Annotated in this window: 12 protein-coding genes; 7 read left to right on the plus strand and 5 right to left on the minus strand. The window is 68.5% G+C overall.

The features are described from left to right. Positions 1-21: 21 nt before the first annotated feature. The 3 genes from AB839_RS17520 to AB839_RS17530 all read right to left on the minus strand — a co-directional run bounded on the left by AB839_RS17520 (position 22) and on the right by AB839_RS17530 (position 3,490). A complete protein-coding gene (locus tag AB839_RS17520) occupies positions 22-405 on the minus strand; it encodes a CopL family metal-binding regulatory protein (RefSeq protein ID WP_061480342.1) in 384 nt (127 codons plus the stop codon). A 170-nt stretch (positions 406-575) separates the two neighbouring features. Beyond that, positions 576-2,378 (minus strand): DNA helicase RecQ, encoded by a 1,803-nt coding sequence (gene recQ / locus AB839_RS17525; protein ID WP_061480343.1) that lies wholly within the window; start codon positions 2,376-2,378, stop codon positions 576-578. A 563-nt stretch (positions 2,379-2,941) separates the two neighbouring features. Next, on the minus strand, positions 2,942-3,490 hold the full coding sequence (locus AB839_RS17530; RefSeq protein WP_006439098.1) for a Dps family protein: 549 nt from the start codon (positions 3,488-3,490) through the stop codon (positions 2,942-2,944). An 86-nt stretch (positions 3,491-3,576) separates the two neighbouring features. On the opposite strand from AB839_RS17530, the gene hrpA reads away from it, so the two are divergent. Further along, the gene (gene hrpA, locus AB839_RS17535) at positions 3,577-7,659 is read left to right on the plus strand and encodes an ATP-dependent RNA helicase HrpA (protein ID WP_061480344.1); all 4,083 of its coding nucleotides are present in this window, start codon (positions 3,577-3,579) and stop codon (positions 7,657-7,659) included. A 74-nt stretch (positions 7,660-7,733) separates the two neighbouring features. Here hrpA and AB839_RS17540 read toward each other — a convergent pair whose 3' ends face one another. Next, on the minus strand, positions 7,734-8,258 hold the full coding sequence (locus tag AB839_RS17540) for a hypothetical protein (RefSeq protein ID WP_061480345.1): 525 nt from the start codon (positions 8,256-8,258) through the stop codon (positions 7,734-7,736). Positions 8,259-8,388: 130 nt separating this feature from the next. Between AB839_RS17540 and AB839_RS17545 the strand changes: the two genes are divergently transcribed. Together AB839_RS17545 and AB839_RS17550 are read left to right on the plus strand one after the other, a co-directional pair. Then, entirely contained in the window at positions 8,389-10,545 is a 2,157-nt protein-coding gene (locus AB839_RS17545; protein ID WP_061480346.1) for a bifunctional (p)ppGpp synthetase/guanosine-3',5'-bis(diphosphate) 3'-pyrophosphohydrolase, read from the plus strand. 30 nt (positions 10,546-10,575) lie between these two features. Beyond that, positions 10,576-12,141, plus strand: coding sequence for a hypothetical protein (locus AB839_RS17550; RefSeq protein ID WP_061480347.1), 1,566 nt, complete (start codon positions 10,576-10,578; stop codon positions 12,139-12,141). On the opposite strand, the gene AB839_RS17555 is transcribed toward AB839_RS17550, so the two are convergent. Continuing rightward, positions 12,138-14,237, minus strand: coding sequence for a glycosyltransferase (locus tag AB839_RS17555; protein ID WP_061480348.1), 2,100 nt, complete (start codon positions 14,235-14,237; stop codon positions 12,138-12,140). The genes AB839_RS17550 and AB839_RS17555 overlap by 4 nt on opposite strands. A gap of 96 nt (positions 14,238-14,333) precedes the next feature. Here AB839_RS17555 and mrcB point away from each other — a divergent pair, with 96 nt between their 5' ends. The 4 genes from mrcB (at position 14,334) to tsaB (ending at position 20,735) form a co-directional block, all read left to right on the plus strand. Beyond that, positions 14,334-16,760, plus strand: coding sequence for a penicillin-binding protein 1B (gene mrcB / locus AB839_RS17560; protein ID WP_061480349.1), 2,427 nt, complete (start codon positions 14,334-14,336; stop codon positions 16,758-16,760). Continuing rightward, entirely contained in the window at positions 16,757-17,293 is a 537-nt protein-coding gene (locus tag AB839_RS17565; RefSeq protein ID WP_050562713.1) for a hypothetical protein, read from the plus strand. Before mrcB ends, AB839_RS17565 begins: the two co-directional genes overlap by 4 nt. Positions 17,294-17,963: 670 nt before the next feature. Further along, entirely contained in the window at positions 17,964-20,012 is a 2,049-nt protein-coding gene (locus tag AB839_RS17570) for an ATP-dependent DNA helicase (RefSeq protein WP_061480350.1), read from the plus strand. A 9-nt stretch (positions 20,013-20,021) separates the two neighbouring features. Then, positions 20,022-20,735, plus strand: a complete 714-nt coding sequence (gene tsaB, locus AB839_RS17575; RefSeq protein ID WP_061480351.1) for a tRNA (adenosine(37)-N6)-threonylcarbamoyltransferase complex dimerization subunit type 1 TsaB — start codon at positions 20,022-20,024, stop codon at positions 20,733-20,735. The last annotated feature ends 325 nt before the right edge of the window (positions 20,736-21,060 follow it).

Here is a 21,060-nt window from a genome sequence, read left to right on the forward strand (position 1 = left end):
GGGCGCACGGTGCGTGTGGAATCAGCCGATGGGAGGGCGTGAGATCGGCGGCAGCGGCGGCGCCGGCCGGCCGGTGGCCGGCATCGGCTGCGGGGCCAGCGACAGTGCCGGTCCGGCCATGAACGGCAACGGCTGCACCACCAGCAGCGGGTGCTGGGCGCAGCTGCGCACGCAGTCCTTGATCTGGCAGTGGGCGTCGTGGGCCGGGGCCTTGGCCTGCGGGGCCGGGTCGGCCTGCATGCCGGCGTGGTGGTGGCAGTCGGCAGTGCCGCCATCAACAGCAGCGGCTGCGGCGTGGGCCATCCGCCCCGTTTCTTCGTGACCACGGGCCATGGCCGCGTTCAGCCCGTTGAGCAACAGGCTGAGCATGAGCACGACACGGAGCAGGGTCGAGGCGAGGGACATGGCGCTAATCTAGCCGCAAGCGGCTGTGGATGCACTTCCGGCTGAATGGCCGGTTCAAGGTTGGACCTGCACCAATGTAGAGCCGAGCCCACGCTCGGCTGCTTCTGCGGGAACGGTAGCCGAGCGTGGGCTCGGCTCTACAGGGGTACCAGCGCACGGTTGGCCCGGCACTACCCTTCTTCACGCACGATCTCGACCAGGCGCGGGCCATAGCGGCTCAGCTTGGTACCGCCGATGCCGCCGACCCGGGCCAGTTCGTCCAGGCTGGTCGGGCGCCGCTCGGCGATGTTGCGCAGGGTGCTGTCGTGGAAGATCACGAACGCCGGTACGTTCTGTTCCCGGGCCAGTTCGGCGCGCAGGCCGCGCAGCGCGTTGAACAGGGCCAGGTCCTGCGGCAGTACCGACAGGCCGGTGCGCTGCGCACTGCGCTCGCGTCCGCTGCTGCTGGCCGGGTCGCGGCGCATGCTGATCTGGCGGCGGCCGGTCAGCACGTCGCGGCTGGCATCGGTCAGGCGCAGGCCGCCGTGGCCCTCGCTGTCCACTTCCAGCAGGCTGGCGGCGACCAGCTGGCGGAACACGCTGCGCCAGGTGCGTGCATCCAGGTCGCGGCCGATGGCATAAGTGCTCAGCTTGTCGTGGCCCTGCTGCCTCACCTTCTCGTTCTCGCTGCCGCGCAGGATGTCGATCAGGTGGCCGACACCGAAGCGCTGGCCGCTGCGGTAGACGCAGCTCAGCGCCTTCTGTGCCGGTATGGTCGCGTCCCACGAGGCCGGTGGCGTCAGGCAGTTGTCGCAGTTGCCGCACGGTTGGGGGTAGCTTTCGCCGAAGCCGGCCAGCAGCACCTGGCGGCGGCACTGCATTGATTCGCAGTAGCCCAGCAGATGGTCGAGCTTGGCCCGCTCCAGCTGCTTGCGCTCTTCGCCCGCCTCGGACTGCTCGATCATCTGCTTGAGCAGTACCACATCACCCAGGCCGTAGCACAGCCAGGCCTCGGCGGCTTCGCCATCGCGGCCTGCGCGTCCGGTTTCCTGGTAGTAGCCCTCCATCGACTTGGGCAGGTCGGTGTGCGCGACGAAACGCACGTCCGGCTTGTCGATGCCCATGCCGAAGGCGATGGTGGCACACATCACGATGCCGTCCTCGCGCAGGAAGCGGCGCTGGTTGCCGGCGCGCACTTCCGGCGGCAGGCCGGCATGGTAGGGCAGGGCGTTGAAGCCCTGGCCGCAGAGGAATTCAGCGGTCTCCTCGACCTTGCGCCGCGACATGCAGTAGACGATGCCGGCCTCGCCACGGTGGCCGCGCAGGAAGTCGGTCAGCTGCTTGCGGGCGTTGTCCTTCTGCACCACGGTGTAGCGGATGTTGGGGCGGTCGAAGGAACTGACAAAATGGCGCGCTTCCTGCAGATCGAGGCGCTCGGCGATCTCGCGCTGGGTCGGCGGATCGGCGGTGGCGGTCAGCGCGATCCGCGGGATCTGCGGCCAACGCTCGTGCAGCACGGTCAACTGGCGATATTCGGGGCGGAAGTCATGGCCCCACTGCGACACGCAGTGTGCTTCGTCGATGGCGAACAGGGCGATCTGGCTGCGCGACAGCAGCGACAGGAAACGCCCGGTCAGCAGCCGCTCAGGGGCGACATACAGCATGTCCAGTTCGCCGGCGAGCAGCTCGCGCTCGACGCGGCCGGCGGTCTCGGCGTCCAGGGTTGAATTCAGGTACTCGGCGCGCACGCCGAGCTGGCGCAGGGCTTCGACCTGGTCCTGCATCAGTGCGATCAGCGGCGAGATGACGATGCCGCAACCGTCACGCAGCAGGGCCGGGACCTGGTAGCACAGCGATTTGCCGCCGCCGGTGGGCATCAGCACCAGGGCGTCGTGACCAGCAGCCACATGCTCCACGATGTCCTGCTGCGGACCACGGAAATCGTCGTAACCAAAGACGCGTTGAAGCAGGTCGTGCGCGGGACGGGAAGCCATCCGGCTAGTTTACCCCGGAGCGAGGGGTAGGGGTTCGGCAGGGCTGCGCCCTGCACCCGCTGCAAGCCAGTGCAACGTCAAAGGCAACAGCCGGCTCTGGGGTGATTCGTGGTTTGGTGGGGCGGTGTCGGATTGCGGGGACGCCGCAAGTACGTCCCTGTAGGCTTGGCAGCCGCATCCATGCGGCTGACACCCCGCAATCAGACACCGCCCCACCTTCGACAGTTTCCCGCGGCCGTTGGTGGGTGTCGACCTTGGTCGACACATCTGTCAGATATCGACAAACAAAATGGGGTCAGATCCCGTTTTCCTGCGGAAAACGGATCTGACCCCAATGGCTTTGCCGGCAGATCGCGGAAATCTGTCGAAGGCGGGGTGGGTCCGGTTGCGGGGGCGTGAGCCGCATGGATGCGGCGACCGAGCCTACATGGACGTATTCACGGCGTCCCCCGCAACCGGACCCACCCCGCCAACCCACAGGAAACCCGCTTTTGCTCCGGCCGTTGCCGTTGCAGTTGCCTCTGCGGGTGCAGGGCGCAGCCCTGCCGAACCACCCCCAACTCTTACTGGAGCAGGGAACGCAGCATCCAGGCGTACTTCTCGTGGGTCTGCAGGCGCTGGGTCATCAGATCCTCGGTCGGGGCGTCGTCCCCTTTGGCCGCCACGTCCAGGACTTCACGTGCCGTACGGCATACCGCTTCGTTGGCGACCACCAACTGGCGTACCATTTCACGCCAGTCCGCACTGTCGGTCAGGCCCGGTTCCTCGGCGATCGAGGTCAGCGCAGCGAACTCCCGGTAGGAGCCCGGGGCATTGAAGCCCAGCGCGCGGATGCGCTCGGCCACGTCGTCCAAGGCCGCCCACTGCTCGGTGTACTGCGTCTCGAACATGGTGTGCAGCGAATTGAACATCGACCCGGTCACGTTCCAGTGGAAGTTGTGCGTCTTCAGGTAGAGCGTGAACGCATCGGCCTGGAAGCGCGACAGACCGTCGGCGATCTTCTTGCGGTCGCCCTGGGTGATCCCGATATCGATGTTCGGTGCCGACGGTGCAGCCGCTGCAAGCTTCTGCTTGCCGGTCTTGGCCTTGGTCGTGCTCTTGGTCTTCGCCATGGGGTTCCTCCTTGTGGAATCGTTGGCCTTCACAATAAACCGGTCGTGATGACTGGTCGCTTTCAAAGTTTTGAACGAACCGATTGATGAACTCTATCGATAAAAATCCATCGCCCCGCCTGCGCCAACAGCGCGCCGCCATCGACGGCGCCATGAGCCGCGACCGGGGCCGTTTGCTGGGAATGCTCTCGCGTTGCCAGGCCAAGCCGCAGGATGCGGCACTGGCCGCTACTTTCGAGCAGGCCTTGCAGGCGTCGGTGCAGCGCCGGCAGGTGCGGGCGCAACAGCAGCCGTCCATTACTCTGGACCCGCAGCTGCCGATTGCGCGTGAAGCCGATGCGATCATCAAACTGATCCGCGACCACCAGGTGGTGGTGATCGCCGGTGAAACCGGTTCGGGCAAGACCACCCAGCTGCCGAAACTGTGCCTGGCCGCAGGCCGTGGCCAGGCCGGCATGATCGGCTGCACCCAGCCGCGACGGATCGCCGCACGTGCGGTGGCCAGCCGCGTGGCGCAGGAACTGCAGAGCGAACTGGGCCAGCTGGTAGGCTACCAGGTGCGCTTCAATGACAAGGTCAGCGACGACAGCCGCATCAAGTTCATGACCGACGGCATTCTGCTGGCGGAGATCGCCAGCGACCGCTGGTTGTCGAACTACGACACGATCATCGTCGACGAGGCACACGAACGCAGCCTCAACATCGACTTCCTGCTGGGCTACCTGAAGCAGCTGCTGCGCAAGCGCCCGGACCTGAAGCTGATCGTCACTTCGGCCACCATCGACACCGAACGCTTCGCCCAGCATTTCGACAATGCGCCGGTGATCAGCGTCGAAGGCCGTACCTACCCGGTGGAAGTGCGCTACCGCGCGCTGGAAGGCGAGGGCGAAGACCAGGGCGAGCGCACCGTCAACGATGCCATCGTGTCGGCCATCGACGAGATCACCCGCCTGGACGCACGCGGCGACGTGCTGATCTTCCTGCCGGGCGAGCGCGAGATCCGCGATGCGCACCAGTCGCTGGAACGGCGCAAGTACCGCAATACCGAGGTACTGCCGCTGTACGCGCGCCTGTCCAACCAGGACCAGGACCGGGTATTCAACCCCGGGCCGAACCGGCGCATCGTGCTGGCCACCAACGTGGCCGAGACCTCGCTGACGGTGCCACGCATCCGCTACGTGGTCGATCCGGGCTTCGCCCGCGTCAAGCGCTACAGCCCGCGCAACAAGCTGGATCGCCTGCACATCGAGCCGATCTCGCAGGCCAGCGCCAACCAGCGCAAGGGTCGCTGCGGTCGTATCGCCGAAGGCATCTGCTACCGCCTGTATGCCGAGGCGGATTTCCAGGCGCGGCCGGAGTTCACCGATCCGGAAATCCGCCGCTCCAGCCTGGCCGGCGTGATCCTGCGCATGCTGCAGCTGGGCCTGGGCCGCATCGAGGAGTTCCCGTTCCTGGAGGCACCGGACGAGCGCGCGGTAGCCGATGGCTGGCAGCAGCTGACCGAGCTGGGCGCGATCGATGCCGAGCGGCGCATGACCACCATCGGCAAGCAGATGGCGCGCCTGCCGGTGGACGTGAAGCTGGCGCGCATGCTGGTCGCCGCGCAGGCCGCCGGCTGCCTGCGGGCGATGCTGGTGATTGCCTCGTTCCTGGGCATCCAGGACCCGCGCGAACGCCCGCCGGAAGCGCGTGGTGCGGCCGACAGCGCGCATGCGCAGTTCGCCGATGGCCGCTCCGAGTTCGTCGGCGTGCTGCGCCTGTGGGATGCCTACCGGCAGGCCCATGAAGACCTGACCCAGTCCAAGCTGCGCGACTGGTGCGGACGTCATTTCCTCGGCTTCCTGCGCATGCGCGAGTGGCGCGAGCTGCATCGCCAGCTGCGGCTGCTGTGCGAGGAACTGGGCTGGAAGGAAGAGGCCAGCGAGGCGTCGATGGCACCGTTGCTGGCCGGCAGCAGTGCGCCGGCACCGGCGCGTGATGACGCGGCCGCAGTAAAGGCCACCCGCGGCCAGTTGCATCGTGCCGCGCGCCTGGCCCGCGAAGGCAAGGCCGAGGCCGCACCGGCACCGGTGGCCGTGCGCGCGCAGAAGGAACAGGCGCCCGTCGGCGGCGGCTTCAGCGAACGTGTACGCGCTGCTGCCTACCAGACCCTGCACCGGGCACTGGTGGCGGGCCTGCCGACGCAGATCGGCCACCGCACCGATAAGGGCGATTTCCAGGCACCACGCCAGCGCCGCTTCCTGCCGTTCCCCGGTTCGGCGCTGGCAAAGCGGCCACCGCCGTGGCTGCTGGTGGCCAACCTGCTGGATACGCAGAAGGTATGGGGCATGACCCTGGCCGCGATCGAGCCGGACTGGGTGATCGCCGAACTGCCGCACCTGCTGCTGCGCAAGCACTTCGACCCGCACTGGTCGCGCGCGCAGGGCCAGGTGCTGGCGTCCGAGCAGATCAGCCTGTTCGGCCTGGTGCTGGCACCGAAGAAGCCGGTCCATTACGGCCGCATCGCGCCGAGCGAGGCGCATGACATCTTCGTGCGCCAGGCACTGGTGACCGGCGAGATCAATACCCGCGCCAGTTTCGTCGCCGACAACCAGAAGGTGCTGGAGGTCGCGCGCGAGGAAGAAGCCAAGCTGCGCCGCGCTGGCATCGTTGCCGACGAAGACTGGCAGGCACGCTGGTACCTGGACCGGGTGCCGCCGCAGATCCACTCGGCGGCGGGACTGGATAGCTGGTGGAAAGGGCTGGCGCCGGAACAGCGCAAGGCGCTGCACTGGTCGTTGGCAGACCTGTTGCCCGGTGAGGGCAGCGAACAGGAGCGCTATCCGAAGTACCTGGCGCTGGGCCAGGCGCGCTTGGCGCTGCACTACCGCTTCGAACCGGGGGCCGACGACGATGGCGTCACCCTGGACGTGCCACTGCACCTGCTCAACGCGTTGGACCCGGTGCAGCTGGGCTGGCTGGCGCCGGGCTTTGTCGCCGACAAGGCCTCGGCACTGATCCGCAGCCTGCCCAAGGCGATGCGCCGCAACTACGTGCCGGCGCCGGACTTCGGTCGCGCGTTCTACGAGGCCTTCCCGCAGCCCAGCGCCGATGCCATCACCGGCGAGCTGGCGCGTTTCCTGTCACGTGCGACCGGCGCGACGGTGACCGCACTGGATTTCGAGCCGGGTTCGATCGAGCCACACCTGCACATGAACCTGCGGCTGCGCGACGAACAGGGCAAGGTGCTGGCCACCTCGCGTGATCTGGAAGCGCTGCGCGCGAAATTCGGTGGCCGTGCTGGCGATGCCTTCGCCGCGCGTGCCGGGCGCGAGATGGCGGCTGACGGCCTGCGCACGTTCCCGGCCACGCCGATTCCGCTGCAGGTACCCGGTGAAGCCGGCGTGCCGGCCTATCCGGCGCTGCTGGACGAGGGCGACAGCGTGGCGCTGCGCATCTTCGCCGACCGCCAGCAGGCGCAGGACGCCCATCCGCTGGGCGTGCGCCGCCTGCTGGAGATCGCCCTGGCCGACAAGGTGAAGCAGGCACGCAAGCAGCTGCCGGTCGGTGCCAAGACCGGCCTGTTGTATGCCGCGATCGAATCGCAGGAGCGCCTGCGTGGTGACCTGGTCGATGCAGCGATGAACGCGGTGCTGGCCGAGGGCCTGGAAGACATCCGTGATGCGGCGGCCTTCGAGCAGCGCCGCGAGCATGCCGCCAAGGCCCTGTTTGGCGAGGCGATGTCGCGGCTGAAGCTGGCCGAATCCATCCTGGCGCTGGTGGCGGAGCTGAAGCCGATGCTGGAGGCGCCGCTGATGGGCTGGGCGCGCGGCAACCTGGACGACATGGAAGCGCAGCTGGCCGGGCTGATCCACCCCGGCTTCCTGCGCGACACGCCGGCCGACGCGCTGGCGCAGTACCCGCGTTACCTGAAGGCGATGATCCTGCGCACCGAACGTGCCAAGCGTGATCCGCCGCGCGACCAGGCGCGCATGCTGGAACTGCATCCGTTCCTGGAAGCACTGGCGGCGGGCGAGCAGCAGGGCCTGCGTGATCGCCCGCAATGGCAGGCGCTGCGCTGGGATCTGGAAGAACTGCGGGTATCGCTGTTCGCGCAGGAGCTGGGGGCACGCACCGGTATCTCGGCGAAGAAGCTGGCGCAGCGCGTGGCTGCATTGCGCCAGGCCTGAGCGCGCCCAGATCGCCCCCTCGGGCGACCGTGGCCGGCCGGGCAGGGAGCCGGCACGGCCGGAATGCCCGGACGTTACTTGGTGCGGCGAACCTTCGGCTGCACGTTTACCCCGTCCACCTTCATATACCAGGCGCCCATCACCCCTGGGCGCATGCTGACGCGCGGGGCGTCCTTGCGGCCACCGGAATAGTGCGTGGCGTCTATCTGCTCCCACTCCTGGCCGTTCTGCAGCACGTAGCGGCGGCCCTGGCCGAATCCACGGAATTCACCCTGCAGGTTGCTTTCGATCGGTTCGCTGCTGCCGAAGTCCAGGAAGCCGCGGTTCTTCTTGATCACTTCCTGGCGGCCTTCTTCGCGCGCTGCGGCGACGGCCTGGGTGGTGGCCGCCTCGACCTTGCCCTGCAGCCAGCGGTTGAGCGTGGCCAGTTCACCGGCACTGAGCTTGTCCAGCCCGGCGGCCTTGAACTCGGAGGGCGACATCTGCTGCTGCAGGTCGCCCTCCACCACGCGCTGGGCCAGCGCAGGCGCGGACAGGGACAGCAGCACGGCGGCACAGGCCAGCAGCCGTGGACGGACGCGCGGGGCAATCGAAGGCATGGCGGGTCTCTCCTGGGTGTGTGGGCGAGTGTAGCGGCATGTCTTCATGCCGGGTGATGGTGGGTGCAGTGATTGTCCCTGAACGGCGCCGGCGCTAGTGTAGGGGCCTCTGTCTTGCCTGCTCGATGCTGTGAACCGCGCTTCCGTCCCCGGCCTGGATGCCTTGTTGAACCGTCCCTCGGCAGCGGTGCTGCCTGCTCCGCTGCGCCAGGCCCTGCGTGAGCATTGGGAAGCGCCGGATTGCGACCACCAGATGCGTGCCAGCTGGTCGGTGCTGGGCGATACCCTCGATGCGCTGGCGATGCTCTCGGCCGACGAAGGCGCGGTGGTGGCCGCATTGCTGTTCGACCTGCCGGGCCTGCGCGCCAGCCTGGACCAGCTACCGCTGGGCAACCACAAGGCGGCGGTGACCGGCCTGCTGGATGGCCAGGATGCGGCCGATCCGGTGTGGGCGCTGCATGCCGGCCGTGAGGCGGGGCGCAACAGTGAGGGCCTGCGCCGGCTGCTGCTGGCGATCATCCGCGACCTGCGCGTGGTGCCGATCCTGCTGGCACGGCAGCTCGCGAGGATGCGTGCGGCCGACAAGCTGGACGAGGAGCAGCGGCGCGCGCTGGCCCAGCTGACCCGCGACATCCACGCGCCCCTGGCCAACCGGCTGGGCATCTGGCAGCTGAAGTGGGAGCTGGAGGACCTGGCGTTCCGCCACCTGGAACCGGAAACCTACCGCCGCATCGCCCGCGAGGTGGATGAAACCCGCATCGCCCGCGAGCGTTACGTCGAGAACGTCAAGAAGGTGCTGTCGCGCGAGCTGGTCGCCCAGGGCATCAAGGCCGAAGTCAGCGGCCGCCCGAAGCACATCTACAGCATCTGGCGGAAGATGCAGAAGAAGCGGTTGGCCTTCGACCAGTTGTATGACATCCGTGCGGTGCGCGTGATGGTCGACGACGTTGCCGCCTGTTATGCCGCGTTGGGCGTGGTGCACGCGCTGTGGGCACCGGTACCGAGCGAGTTCGATGATTACATCGCACGCCCGAAGGCCAACGACTATCGCTCGCTGCATACCGCCGTGGTCGGCCCGGAAGGTCGCACCATCGAAGTGCAGATCCGCACCCATGAAATGCACTCGCAGGCCGAGCTGGGCGTGGCCGCGCACTGGAAGTACAAGGAAGGTGGCAAGGGCGCGGAGAAGTCCTTCGACCGCAAGATCACCTGGATGCGCCAGCTGCTGGAACAGGCGCAGGACGGGCAGGGCAATGAACTGGCCGGGGCGCTTGATGCCGAGCTGACCGAGGACCGGGTCTATGCGCTGAGCCCGAAGGACGAGGTGCTGGACCTGCCGCAGGGCGCCACGCCGCTCGATTTCGCCTACCAGGTGCACACCATGGTGGGCCACCGCTGCCGCGGCGCCAAGGTCAACGGCCGCATCGTGCCGCTGACCTACCGCCTGCGCAGCGGCGACCGCGTCGAGATCCTGACCGGCAAGGAGGCCGATCCGCGCCGCGATTGGCTGATGCCGGCCAACGGCTTCCTGGCCAGCAACCGCTCGCGCGAGAAGGTGCGCAGCTGGTTCCACAAGCTGGATCGCGCGCGCAACGTGCAGGCCGGTCGCGAGCTGCTCGAGCGCGAGCTGAAGCGGCTGGGCCTGCAGCACGCGGACCTGGCTGTGGCGGCGAAGAAGTTCCATGCCGACAGCGTCGATGACCTGTACATCCAGGTGGCGCTGGGCGATACCGGCCCGAACCAGGTCAGCCGTGCGCTGCTGGAGGCGGAGCGTGCCGCCAGCCAGCCCGCACCCGCACCGGCCCTGCCGCGGCCGACCGCGCGCCGCGAGAACCTGGGCAAGTCCAAGTTCACCGTGCAGGGCGTAGGCAACCTGCTGGTGCAGCTGGCACGCTGCTGCCAGCCGGTGGCCGGCGAGCCGATCGTCGGCTACCTGACCCGAAGCCGGGGTGTCACCGTGCATCGTGCAGACTGCGCCGCGCTGGCCCGGCTGGCGGCCAGCAGCCCGCAGCGCATCCTGCCGGTGGAATGGGGCCAGGCCGGAGGCGGCTACGAGGTGGACGTCGTGGTCGATGCGGTCGATCGCCGCTGGCTGCTGAAGGACATCACCAACCTGATCGCCCAGGAAGACGCCTACGTGCTCGACATCCACAGTGACAACGTGCGCAACAGTGGCCGTGCCCATCTGCGGCTGCGCCTGAAGGTCAGTGACTACGGGCAGTTGTCGACGCTGCTGGGCAAGCTCGATGCGCTGCCGGGCGTGAGCGAGGCGCGTCGCCTCGGCTGAGCTTCACGCTGCCCCGGCTACCCTGCACGCATGGAACGCGAGCCCCCGCATCGCCCGCATGGCGCTGAACATCCTGCGCTGGACCGTGTCCGTCGCGAGGGGCGTTGGTGGTGGCTGCAGGCGCGCCATGCGCGCCGGATCTGGCGCTGGGCGCTGCTCGCAGCGCTGGCCGTGTTCGTGCTGCTGGTCCTGCTGCGCAAGCCGTTGGCAGACTGGTTCTGGGATGAGCCGCAGATCGAACAGCTGCTGGCCGAGGGGGATCGTGCATTGGCGGCTGGGCGCCTGAGCGATGCCGATGGCAGTGGTGCGCGCGAGCGCTACCAGGCGGCGCTGGCGCTGGACGGTGATCGCCCGCAGGCGCGCCAGGGCCTGGCCAATACCGGCGCGGCAGCGCTGCAACAGGCGCGCGATCGCCTGCAGGCGGATGACCTGGACGGCAGCGCGCAGGCCCTGGCACTGGCCCGTGAGCTGCAGGTGCCGCAGGGCGACGCCGATGCGGTCGCCCGCCAGTTGCAGGCGCGACGCAGCGCCGGAGCCGGTATTGGTGCGTTGTTGGCGCAGGCGCGTAACGCGTTCGCGGCCGGACGCCTGGATGACGGCGACAGCAGTGCGTTGCCCTTGTTCCAGCGCATCCTGGCCCTGCAGCCGGACAACCTGCCGGCGCTGGAAGGGCGCGAAGATGCGCTGAGCGACCTGCTGCTGCAGGCACGCACGCTGGCAGAGCGAGGGGAGTTGGCCGAGGCGGCCGCGCTCCTGCGTCGTGCCCGTCAGTTCGATGCCGGTCATGCCGATCTGCCGGCGAGCGAGGAGGCCCTCGCGCGCGCGGCCGACCGGCGCCTGCGGCAGGCGCAGCGTGCGTTGCGACGGCAGCAGCTGGAAGCTGCGGCCCAGGGTTTCCAGGCGGTGCTGGTGGTGGCCGCCGATGATTCCAATGCGCAGCGCGGGCGTGAGCAGACCCTGCAGGCAGTGGTTGCACGCAGCCAGAAGTCCGCCGACGACTTCCAGTTCGATGCGGCGCAACGTGATGCGGCCCTGGCGGCGGAGCTGGGGGCTTCGCAGGCAGTCCGGCAACAACTGGCGCAGCGCCTGCAGCGCGCGCAGCAGGCGCAGCGGGCTCTGCAGCAGCCCGCGGTCAGCACGGCGCAGCGCGAACGCCAGCTTCGCGACCACCTGCGGAAGATCGAACGTGCCGAGCGCGCGGGGCAGTGGATCAGCCCACCCGGGCACAGCGCGTTCGACGCGTTGCGCGAAGCCCAGTCGCTGGCTCCCCGCGATGCGCGGGTGAAGGCAGCCGCCGCACGCTTGCTGCCCGCCAGCCGACGCTGCTTCGACGACAATCTGCGGCAGAACCGCGTGCAGGCGGCAGGCGCCTGCCTGCAGGCCTGGCAGACCCTGTCACCGACCGCAGCCGGACTGCCCTCGGCGCGGCTGCGGTTGGCCCAGCGCTGGCTGGCGATCGGCAGCGAGCGGCTCGGTAACGGTGACCTGGCCTTCGCCGCGCATGCCGCCGAACAGGCGCGGTTGCTGCAGCCGGACCTGGCCGAACTGCCGGCGTTTGAAGATCGCCTGCGCCGCGCCGGTGGACGGGCGGACTAGGCGAAGAACACCCGCTGCACGGTCGCACGGGCGGCATCGAGTGAGAAATGTTCGGCAACGTTGGCCAGGCCGGCATCGGACAATTGCTGCCACAGCTGCGGGTCCTGGTACAGGCGGACCACCGCATCGGCGAAACCGGCAGCGTCATCGGCCACCAGCACGTCCTGGCCGGGATGCAGGTGCATGCCTTCCACGGCGCAGGTGGTACCGACCACCGGCTGGCCATGGGCCATGCTCAGGTTGATCTTGCCTTTCACGCCGGCACCGAACCGCAGCGGTGCGATGGCAATGCGCGCGCCGTCCATGTAGGGCGTGATGTCCTCGACGAAGCCGTGCATCTGCACGCCGGGGTGGCGTGCGGCCAGTGCCAGCAACGATTCCGGCGCCGCGGCGCCGATGCAGTGCAGGCGTACCTCCGGCAGCCGGGCGCAGATGTGGGCGAAGACCTCGCCGATGAACCACTCCATCCCGTCCAGGTTCGGCGGATGGCGGAAGCCACCGACAAACACCAGATCGTGTCGTTGCTCGTAGACGGCGCCGGCGCCGGCAACCTCGTGCAGGTTGGAGATCAGCTCCACCCGCACCCGTGGCGCATCGGCCTGCAGCTGCTCCCGTTCGGCCGCACTCACCAGCACGGTGATGTCGCACTGCTCCATCACTGCCAATTCACTGCTGCGGGTGCGTTCTGCTGCGCGCAGCAGAGCCGCATCACCCGCCACTTCGGCACCGCGGCGTTCGCGCAGGTAGTGCAGGTCGACCGTGTCGAACACGGTTCGTGCCTGCGGCGCATAGCGCTTGAGCAGGGGCAGGCACTCGTGGGCGACGTGGTGGCGCACCAGCATCGCCACGTCGAAACGCGACCCATGGCTGCGCAGCCAGCCGGCCACACCGTCCAGGAAGGGGGCGTACCAGACTTCCACGCCCATCCGCTGCAGCGCCTCGGTCGCCGCGCCGGCATGCTCGCGCCGGGTCGGGACGAATACCACGTGGGCACCGCCCTGCAGCAGCAGGCGGATCAGATTGACCTGGCGCAGCGACCCGGAATCGCGATCGGGCTGCGGTACTTCCTCGTCCAGGATCAGCACCTGGCGTCGGCCACGCAGCAGCAGCGCCGGCGACGGCACTTCGCCCACCGCCGGATGGCGGGCCAGCTCGGTGGCCCAGCGGGCGGCGAAGATGGCCTGGTTGCGCACCTGGTAGGCCTTCACCCCGCTGCCGGTGTCGGTGCCGTTGCTGGTGCCCTCGTCGTGGATCACCCGGCTGGCCGGCTGCACCAGCACGCGCAGGCCCTGTGCACGCACGCGGAAGGCCAGGTCGGTGTCCTCGTAGTACGCTGGCTTGTAGCGGGTATCGAAGCCGTCCAGCTGCTGCCAGAGGGCACGCGGCAGCATCAGCGCCGCACCGGAGCAATAGTCGACGTCGCGCAGGCTGGCAAAGCGCGGGTCGTCAGCGGCCTCGAAGCGGCCATAGCTCCAGCCACTGCCATCGGCGAAGATCACTCCGCCCGATTCCTGCAGGCGGCCATCGGGATACAGCAGCTGGCTGCCGACCAGGCCGGCGTCGGGGACGCTGCCGAAGGTGTCCAGCAGGACGTCGAGCCAGCCCGGCTGCGGCACCGTATCGTTGTTGAGCAGCACCACGTAGCGGCCGCGTGCGCGCGATACACCCTCGTTGCAGGCTTCGATGAAGCCGCCGTTGTGCGCACGCACCTCATAGCGCAACCCCGCCACCTGCGGCATCCACTGCGCGGTGGCGTCGCTGCTGCCGTCATCCACCACCAGGATCTCGCACGCGGCTGCGGGCGGGTGTGCCGCCAGGGCGCGGAGGCAGGCCAGGGTGTGGTCGACGTGGTTGTAGACCGGGATGACGATGCTTACCTCCGGCGACTCGCTGAACGGCACCGTGAAGGGAGCGAAAGCCTGTGCTGGCGGCAGGAACAGCGGCGTGCGCGGCGCGGGAACGGCGCGCTGGGTGTGCACGCGGATGCGTTGCCAGGTGGCCCGCCACCCGCGGGTGCGCAGGCTTGCCAGGCTCCGGCGGGCCAGGCCCGACAGGCGGTTGATCAGGTATCGGATCTCGGCCAGGGACATCGCCATCCGGTTGCAACTCCAGCTTAAGCAGGGGAACCCGGGAGAACTCGCCAGCCGCAGTGGCTGGGGTAGACTCGCCAGACCCTACATTCTCGCATTCCCGTGCCCCGACGCTACGATTCCGACGACATCGACGATTTCGACGACGACCCGCAGGACAGCGGTCCGCTGTGGCGGCGCCGGCTGATCACCTGGAGCATGGCTGCGGTCGCGTTGGGATTGGGTTTCCTCATTCCCTATACGCTGTACCTGAACCAGCAGGTGACCCAGCGTTTCGGCGAGCTGCGCTGGCAGATCCCGACGCGCGTGTATGCGCGCCCGCTGGTGCTAACCCCCGGCAAGGCGATGGATGCGTCCACGCTGAAGACCGAACTGGCCGCCTCCGCCTATCGTGATGACGGCCAGGGCAAGGAGCCGGCCACCTATGCGGTGAACGGCGGTCGCTTTGTGATCTCCAGTCGTGGCTACAACGATGTCGATGGCCGGGTGGCGCCGCGCCGGGTGGAGCTGTCGCTGGCCGATGGCGGCGTGGCCTCGCTGCGCGATGCCGACAGCCGCAAGGCACTGAAGGCCGCGCGGCTGGATCCGGCGCGCATCGCCACGCTGTACGGCCAGAAGCAGGAAGAACGCCGCCTGATCCGCATGGACGAGGCGCCGGACCTGCTGGTGACCGGCCTGCAGGCAGTGGAAGACAAGGACTTCAACCGCCATCACGGCATCGACCTGTCCGGCATCGCGCGCGCGGTGTGGGTGACGATCCGTTCCGGTGGCCAGAGCCGCCAGGGCGCTTCGACGCTCACCCAGCAGCTGGCCCGCAGCGGCCTGCTTGGCATCGGCAAGGAGCAGACGCTCACCCGCAAGTTCAATGAGGTGCTGTACGCGCTGATCATGGAGGCGCGCTACGACAAGCGCACGATTTTCGAGGCGTATCTCAACCAGGTGTACCTGGGCCAGCGCGGCAGCCAGGCGATCCATGGCATGTCCTCCGGCGCCGAATTCTGGTTCGGGCGTGACCTGCAGTCGCTGGAGACCGAGCAGATCGCCATGCTGATCGGCCTGGTCAAGGGGCCGTCCTTCTACGACCCGCGGCGCAACCCGGAACGTGCGCTGGATCGCCGCAACTTCGTGCTGGGCAAGCTGCACGAGGCCACGCTGATCGACGATGCCGAGTACCAGCGCGCGCTGAAGGCTCCGTTGGGTGTGCCCAAGACACCGGGCCTGGTGGCAGCCAACCGCTTCCCCGCCTACGTCGACCTGGTCCGCCGGCAGCTTGCGCATGACTATCCGGAATCTGCGCTGCAGGGCGCGGGCCTGAGCGTGATGACCGGCATGTCGCCGTCCGCGCAGGCCTATGCCGAAGGCGCGGTGACCCGCACCATCAAGTCGCTGGAAAACCAGCGTCGCCCTGAACTGCAGGCAGGCATGGTGCTGACCGACGTGCACAACGGCGACGTGCTGGCGGTGATCGGCAGCCGTGAGGTGTCCGAGGTCGGCTTCAATCGTGCGATCGAGGCGCAGCGCCCGGTCGGTTCGCTGCTCAAGCCGTTCGTGTACCTGCTGGCCCTGGCGCAGCCGGACCGCTATTCGCTGGCCAGCTGGGTCGATGATTCGCCGGTGACGGTGCAGCTCGGCCGCGGCCGCAACTGGAGCCCCGGCAACGCCGACAACCGCAGCCACGGCACGGTGCGCCTGATCGATGCGCTGGCGCATTCGTACAACCAGGCGACGGTGCGCTTGGGCATGCAGGTCGGCCCCGAGCGCGTGACCCAGCTGATCCATGTGCTGGCCGGCATCAAGGCCGAGGCCAATCCGGCGGTGATCCTCGGCTCGACCGACCAGAGCCCGTATGCGATGGCGCAGCTGTACCAGTTCCTCGCGTCCGGGGGTGAGATCCAGCCGCTGCACGCCGTGCGTGGCGTGCTCGATCCGCAGGGCAAGCTGCTCAAGCGCTACGACAAGACCCCGGCACCGGCACAGGAAGGCGATTCGATTGCCGCCAACCTGATCAGTGTCGGCCTGCAGCAGGTCGTCGCCAGTGGTACCGCGCAGCGGCTCAATGCTGATGGCCTCGGCCGTCTGCAGCCAGCCGGCAAGACCGGCACCACCAACGATGGCCGTGACAGCTGGTATGCCGGCTACACCGGCGACCACCTGGCGGTGATCTGGATCGGCAACGATCAGAACCAGCAGGCCGGCCTGTATGGCGCCACTGGCGCGATGCGGGTCTGGTCGGGCATCTTCCAACGCCTGCCGAGTGCCCCATTGCGGGTCAGCAACAAGGGCCTGGATTGGCAGCCGGTGGCTCCCACCGGTCTCAACAGCACCGATGAAGGCTGCCCCGGCGCGCGTCGTTTCCCGTTCGTGGTGGGCTATGCGCCTGCCTATGCGCCGTGCGCGCCGGCCGCGTCGCCCGAGGGGCAGGGCGAGGCTGAAGGCGAGGGCGGTGGCTGGCGCAGCTGGTTCGGCCTGGACCGCAAGCCGGAAGCACCCGCCGAACCTGCCGCCACCACTCCTCCCCCGAGCCGATGATGCCGATGAACATGCGAACCCTGCTGCAGCCCCTGGCCCTGACCGGCCTAAGTCTGGCCCTGGCCGCTTGCGTGAGCAGCGCGCCGCCGGTAGTCAAGCCGGTCGATACCACCACGCCGGCGCAGCGCCTGGCGGCCGTGGATGCTGCAGCGGGTCCGGACGACAAGGAACTGTCGGTGCAGCCGCTGCGTGATTCGCAGGTGGAAGACCTGAGGCTGGCCGCACAGGCGCAGCGCCAAGCCAACGATCTCGCCGGTGCCGCCAGCAGCCTGGACCATGCGCTGGAGATCGTGGCTGGTGACCCGGCGGTGCTGCAGGAGCGTGCCGAACTGGCGCTGCTGCAGGGGCAGTGGGCACAGGCGGAGACGTTCGCGCGCAAGGCCGTGGATCTGGGCTCGAAGACCGGGCCGCTGTGCCGCCGGCACTGGGCGACGATCGAGCAGTCGCGGCTGGCGCGCGGTGAGAAGGAGAACGCGGTGTCGGCGCATGCGCAGATTGAAGGCTGCACGGTGCCGGGGATCAAGCGGTACTGAGTTTCCAGCCAACGGCGCAGCCCCTCGTGGCTGGCCGCAAAATGCGGGTCATGTGATTGGGCCGGGCGGGTGGGCTGCGCAGGGGACGCTGCAAGTACGTCCATGTAAGCTCGGTCGCCGCATCCATGCGGCTCACGCCCCTGCGCAGCCCACCCGCCCGGCCCCTGACAGTTTCCGTGTGCTGCCAGCCACGGAAGAGAAAAAGAAAATCAAAAGCGGGTCGCGCGCTGCGCGCACTCGTTGTGGGGTCGGATCCGTTTTCCGCAGGAAAACGGATCCGACCCCTTCTTGTTTCCGTTCGACCCACCGCTTCTGAATCCAGTCGAGCAAGCGCGACGCCACGAAGCACGTCCATCCGTCACCGAGAAACTGTCGAAGGCGGGGCGGGAGGGGCAGGCAGGACCGTTGGCGCCATGGGCCCGAGGCACGCCTCGGGCGGGTTGGGCAGGACGCCCAACCCCGGTCTTGCCGTGTGCGCAGGACAGCGCACACGAGCAAGGCGCCATCGAGCCCCCATGGACGGGTTTACGGCGTGTCCTGCCTGCCCCTCCCGCCCCGCCAAACACGCAGCAACCCAGAGCCATGAACCACGCTGTTGCTGTTGCCTTTGCCTGCGCTCCGGCTTGAAACGGGTGCCGGGCAGCGCCCGGCCGGGTATCCTTTCCCTCTGATGTCCGACCTTGTCCATGCCAGCCGCGAAGCCCTCAGCGAAGGCGGCGCGCTCGCCTCGCACCTGGATGCCTTCGTCCCGCGTCCGGCACAGCTGCACCTGACCGCAGCCATTGCCGACGCGCTGCAGCAGCGGGACCTGCTGCTGGCCGAGGCCGGTACCGGCACCGGCAAGACCTTCGCTTATCTGGTGCCGGTGCTGCTGTCCGGGCTGCGCACCATCATCTCCACCGGTACCCGCGCGCTGCAGGACCAGCTCTACCACCGCGATCTGCCGCGCGTGCGCCAGGCGCTGGGCGTCGGCCTGCGCACCGCGCTGCTGAAGGGGCGCGCGAACTACCTGTGCCGCTACCGACTGCAGCAGGCGCGGGGCGAGCCGCGGTTTTCCAGTCCCGAACAGGCCGCGCAGTTCCAGCGCATCCTGGCGTGGTCCGGCCGCTCGGAGTTCGGTGACATCGCCGAACTGGAGGGCCTGGCCGATGACTCGCCGCTGCTGCCGATGGTCACCTCCACTGTCGACAATTGCCTGGGCACCGATTGCCCATTCTGGGACGACTGCTTCGTGGTGCGCGCACGGCAGCGTGCGCAGGCCGCCGACGTGGTGGTGGTCAACCACCACCTGCTGCTGGCCGATCTGGCACTGAAACAGGACGGCTTCGGCGAGTTGCTGCCGGGGGCGCAGGCCTTTGTCATCGACGAGGCACACCAGCTGCCCGAACTGGCAGCGCAGTTCTTCGGCGAAGGTTTCGGCATGCGCCCATGGCAGGAACTGGGTCGCGACTGCCTGGCTGAAGCGCGCGGCGTAGGGGGCGCACAATCGGCGCTGCAGGAGCCGGTCGACCAGTTGCAACAGGCGTTGCTGGCGTTGCGTTCGGCGATGGAGGGGCTCCCGCCGCGGGGTACGCAGTGGCGTGCGCTGGCCATGCCACAGGTCCGCGACGGTTTCGATACGGTGATGGCCGGCCTGGTGGCGCTGGAGCAGGCACTTCAGCCGCTGCGCGAATCGGCGGCGGGTCTGGACGCCTGCCATGCGCGGGCGCGCGAGGCGGTGTCGCGGTTGCAGCGCTGGCTGGGCGATGATGAACCCACCCTCGATTTCGATGCCGATCCGGCGGACCACGCCAGTGCCACCGATGTGCTCTGGTACGAACTCACGCCGCGGGGTTTCCGCTGCCAGCGCACGCCGATGGATGTGTCCGGCCCGCTGCGCGAGCATCGCGAGCGCAGCCGCGCGGCATGGATCTTCACCTCGGCCACGCTGACCGTGGGCAATGGATTCGACCACATCGCCACGCGCCTGGGCCTGGACGATCCGCATACCCTGGTCCAGCCGAGTCCGTTCAACTGGCCCGAGCAGGCGTTGTGCTACCTCCCGGAAGGCCTGCCTGATCCGGCTGCACGGGGCTTCGGAACCGCGCTGATCCAGACCCTTCGGCCGGTGCTGCAGGCATCGCAGGGCAGGGCATTCCTGTTGTTCGCCTCGCACCGTGCATTGCGCGAAGCGGCCGAAGCACTGCGCGACGGGCCATGGCCGTTGTTCGTGCAGGGTGAGGCACCGCGCGCGACGCTGCTGCAGCGCTTCCGTGAATCGGGCAATGGCGTGCTGCTGGGCTCGGCCAGTTTCCGCGAGGGCGTGGACGTGGTCGGCGAAGCGCTGAGTGTGGTGATGATCGACAAGCTGCCGTTCGCGGCACCGGACGATCCGGTGTACGAGGCACGCCTGGAGGCGATCCGCAGCCAGGGCGGCAATCCGTTCCGCGACGAACAGTTGCCGCAGGCGGTGATCGCACTGAAGCAGGGTGTCGGTCGCCTGATCCGCAGCGAAAGCGACCGTGGCGTGCTGGTCCTGTGCGATCCGCGCCTGCTCAACCGTGGCTATGGCCGGGTCTTCCTGGATTCACTACCACCCTTCCGCCGCACCCGCAGCCTGGCCGATGTGCAGGCCTTCTTTACGCCACAATGGCTGCCCGTGGCTGATGATGCGGCTGACCCGGCCGCTGTTGCGCCGGGCCCGGAGCCGGCTCCCGGTGCCACGTTCCCCCTGTTCTGACCTGATCTGATGAAACTGCTCGCCTTTGAAACCGCCACCGAAGCCTGCTCCGTTGCCCTGCATGTCGATGGGCAGGTGCTGGAACGCTTCGAGATCGCCCCGCGCCGGCATGCCGACCTGAGCCTGCCATGGGCCGAGGCGCTGCTGGCCGAAGCCGGCATCAGCCGTCGCCAGCTCGATGGCATCGCGCTCAGTCGCGGCCCGGGGGCGTTCACCGGTGTGCGCCTGGCGATCGCCATCGCCCAGGGCATCGCGTTGGCATTGGACCGCCCGCTGCTGCCGGTTTCGACGCTGCAGGTGCTGGCGCTGCGGGCACCGGTGGAAGAAACGCAGATCCTGTCGGCAATCGATGCCCGGATGGGCGAACTCTATGTCGCGCGCTTCGAACGCGTGGACGGCCTGCCGTTCGTGCAGGATGCCGAGCGCGTCTGCGCCCCTTCCGGGGTGACGTTGCCGGAAGGAATGTCGGCCTACGGTGTCGGTACCGGTTTCGGCGCGGCCGACGGCGCGCTGGTGGCACAGTTGGGCAGTGGCCTGCGCGGTTTCGATGCTGCGGCATTGCCGCGGGCGTCGGACGTGCTGGCACTGGCCGTGCCGGCGTTCGCGCGTGGCGAGGCGATCGCACCGGAGAAGGTCGAGCCGGCGTACCTGCGCGACAACGTGGCACTGACCCTGGTCGAGCAGCAGGCGGCGCGAGAAGCGAAGGCGAAGGCCAACGGCTGAGCCCCTCGTGGCGGAGCGCGAAAGCACGAGCCGCGCTTGGCCGGGCGAGGTGGGTGCGCGGGGGACGCCGTGAACCCCCAGTCCGGCCCAGCCGCTGGCGGCTGGGCGTTCGGGCGCTTGCGAAGCAATGCTTCGCAAGCGAAGCGCCCTCACCCATGGGGGCTTAGCCGCGCCATCCATGGCGCGGATTGATCTGGCCCCCCCGTCAGCGGACGCCAAGAAGCGATACTTTGATCGCACTTGGAGGTCCCTTATGTCCCGTATCACCCGTCGTAGCTACACCGATGAGTTCAAGCACCAAGCCGTGGAGTTGGCCGAGTCGCTC

Source organism: Stenotrophomonas sp. DDT-1 (assembly GCF_001580555.1).
Taxonomy (GTDB): Bacteria; Pseudomonadota; Gammaproteobacteria; order Xanthomonadales; family Xanthomonadaceae; genus Stenotrophomonas; species Stenotrophomonas sepilia.

What these genes read in the sequence shown, in the direction of transcription:
- AB839_RS17520 (WP_061480342.1), bottom strand. Translation starts at nt 405, where the DNA reads ATGTCCCTCGCCTCGACCCTGCTCCGTGTCGTGCTCATGCTCAGCCTG.
- recQ (WP_061480343.1), bottom strand. Translation starts at nt 2,378, where the DNA reads ATGGCTTCCCGTCCCGCGCACGACCTGCTTCAACGCGTCTTTGGTTAC.
- AB839_RS17530 (WP_006439098.1), bottom strand. Translation starts at nt 3,490, where the DNA reads ATGGCGAAGACCAAGAGCACGACCAAGGCCAAGACCGGCAAGCAGAAG.
- hrpA (WP_061480344.1), top strand. Translation starts at nt 3,577, where the DNA reads ATGAACTCTATCGATAAAAATCCATCGCCCCGCCTGCGCCAACAGCGC.
- AB839_RS17540 (WP_061480345.1), bottom strand. Translation starts at nt 8,258, where the DNA reads ATGCCTTCGATTGCCCCGCGCGTCCGTCCACGGCTGCTGGCCTGTGCC.
- AB839_RS17550 (WP_061480347.1), top strand. Translation starts at nt 10,576, where the DNA reads ATGGAACGCGAGCCCCCGCATCGCCCGCATGGCGCTGAACATCCTGCG.
- AB839_RS17555 (WP_061480348.1), bottom strand. Translation starts at nt 14,237, where the DNA reads ATGGCGATGTCCCTGGCCGAGATCCGATACCTGATCAACCGCCTGTCG.
- AB839_RS17565 (WP_050562713.1), top strand. Translation starts at nt 16,757, where the DNA reads ATGATGCCGATGAACATGCGAACCCTGCTGCAGCCCCTGGCCCTGACC.
- AB839_RS17570 (WP_061480350.1), top strand. Translation starts at nt 17,964, where the DNA reads ATGTCCGACCTTGTCCATGCCAGCCGCGAAGCCCTCAGCGAAGGCGGC.
- tsaB (WP_061480351.1), top strand. Translation starts at nt 20,022, where the DNA reads ATGAAACTGCTCGCCTTTGAAACCGCCACCGAAGCCTGCTCCGTTGCC.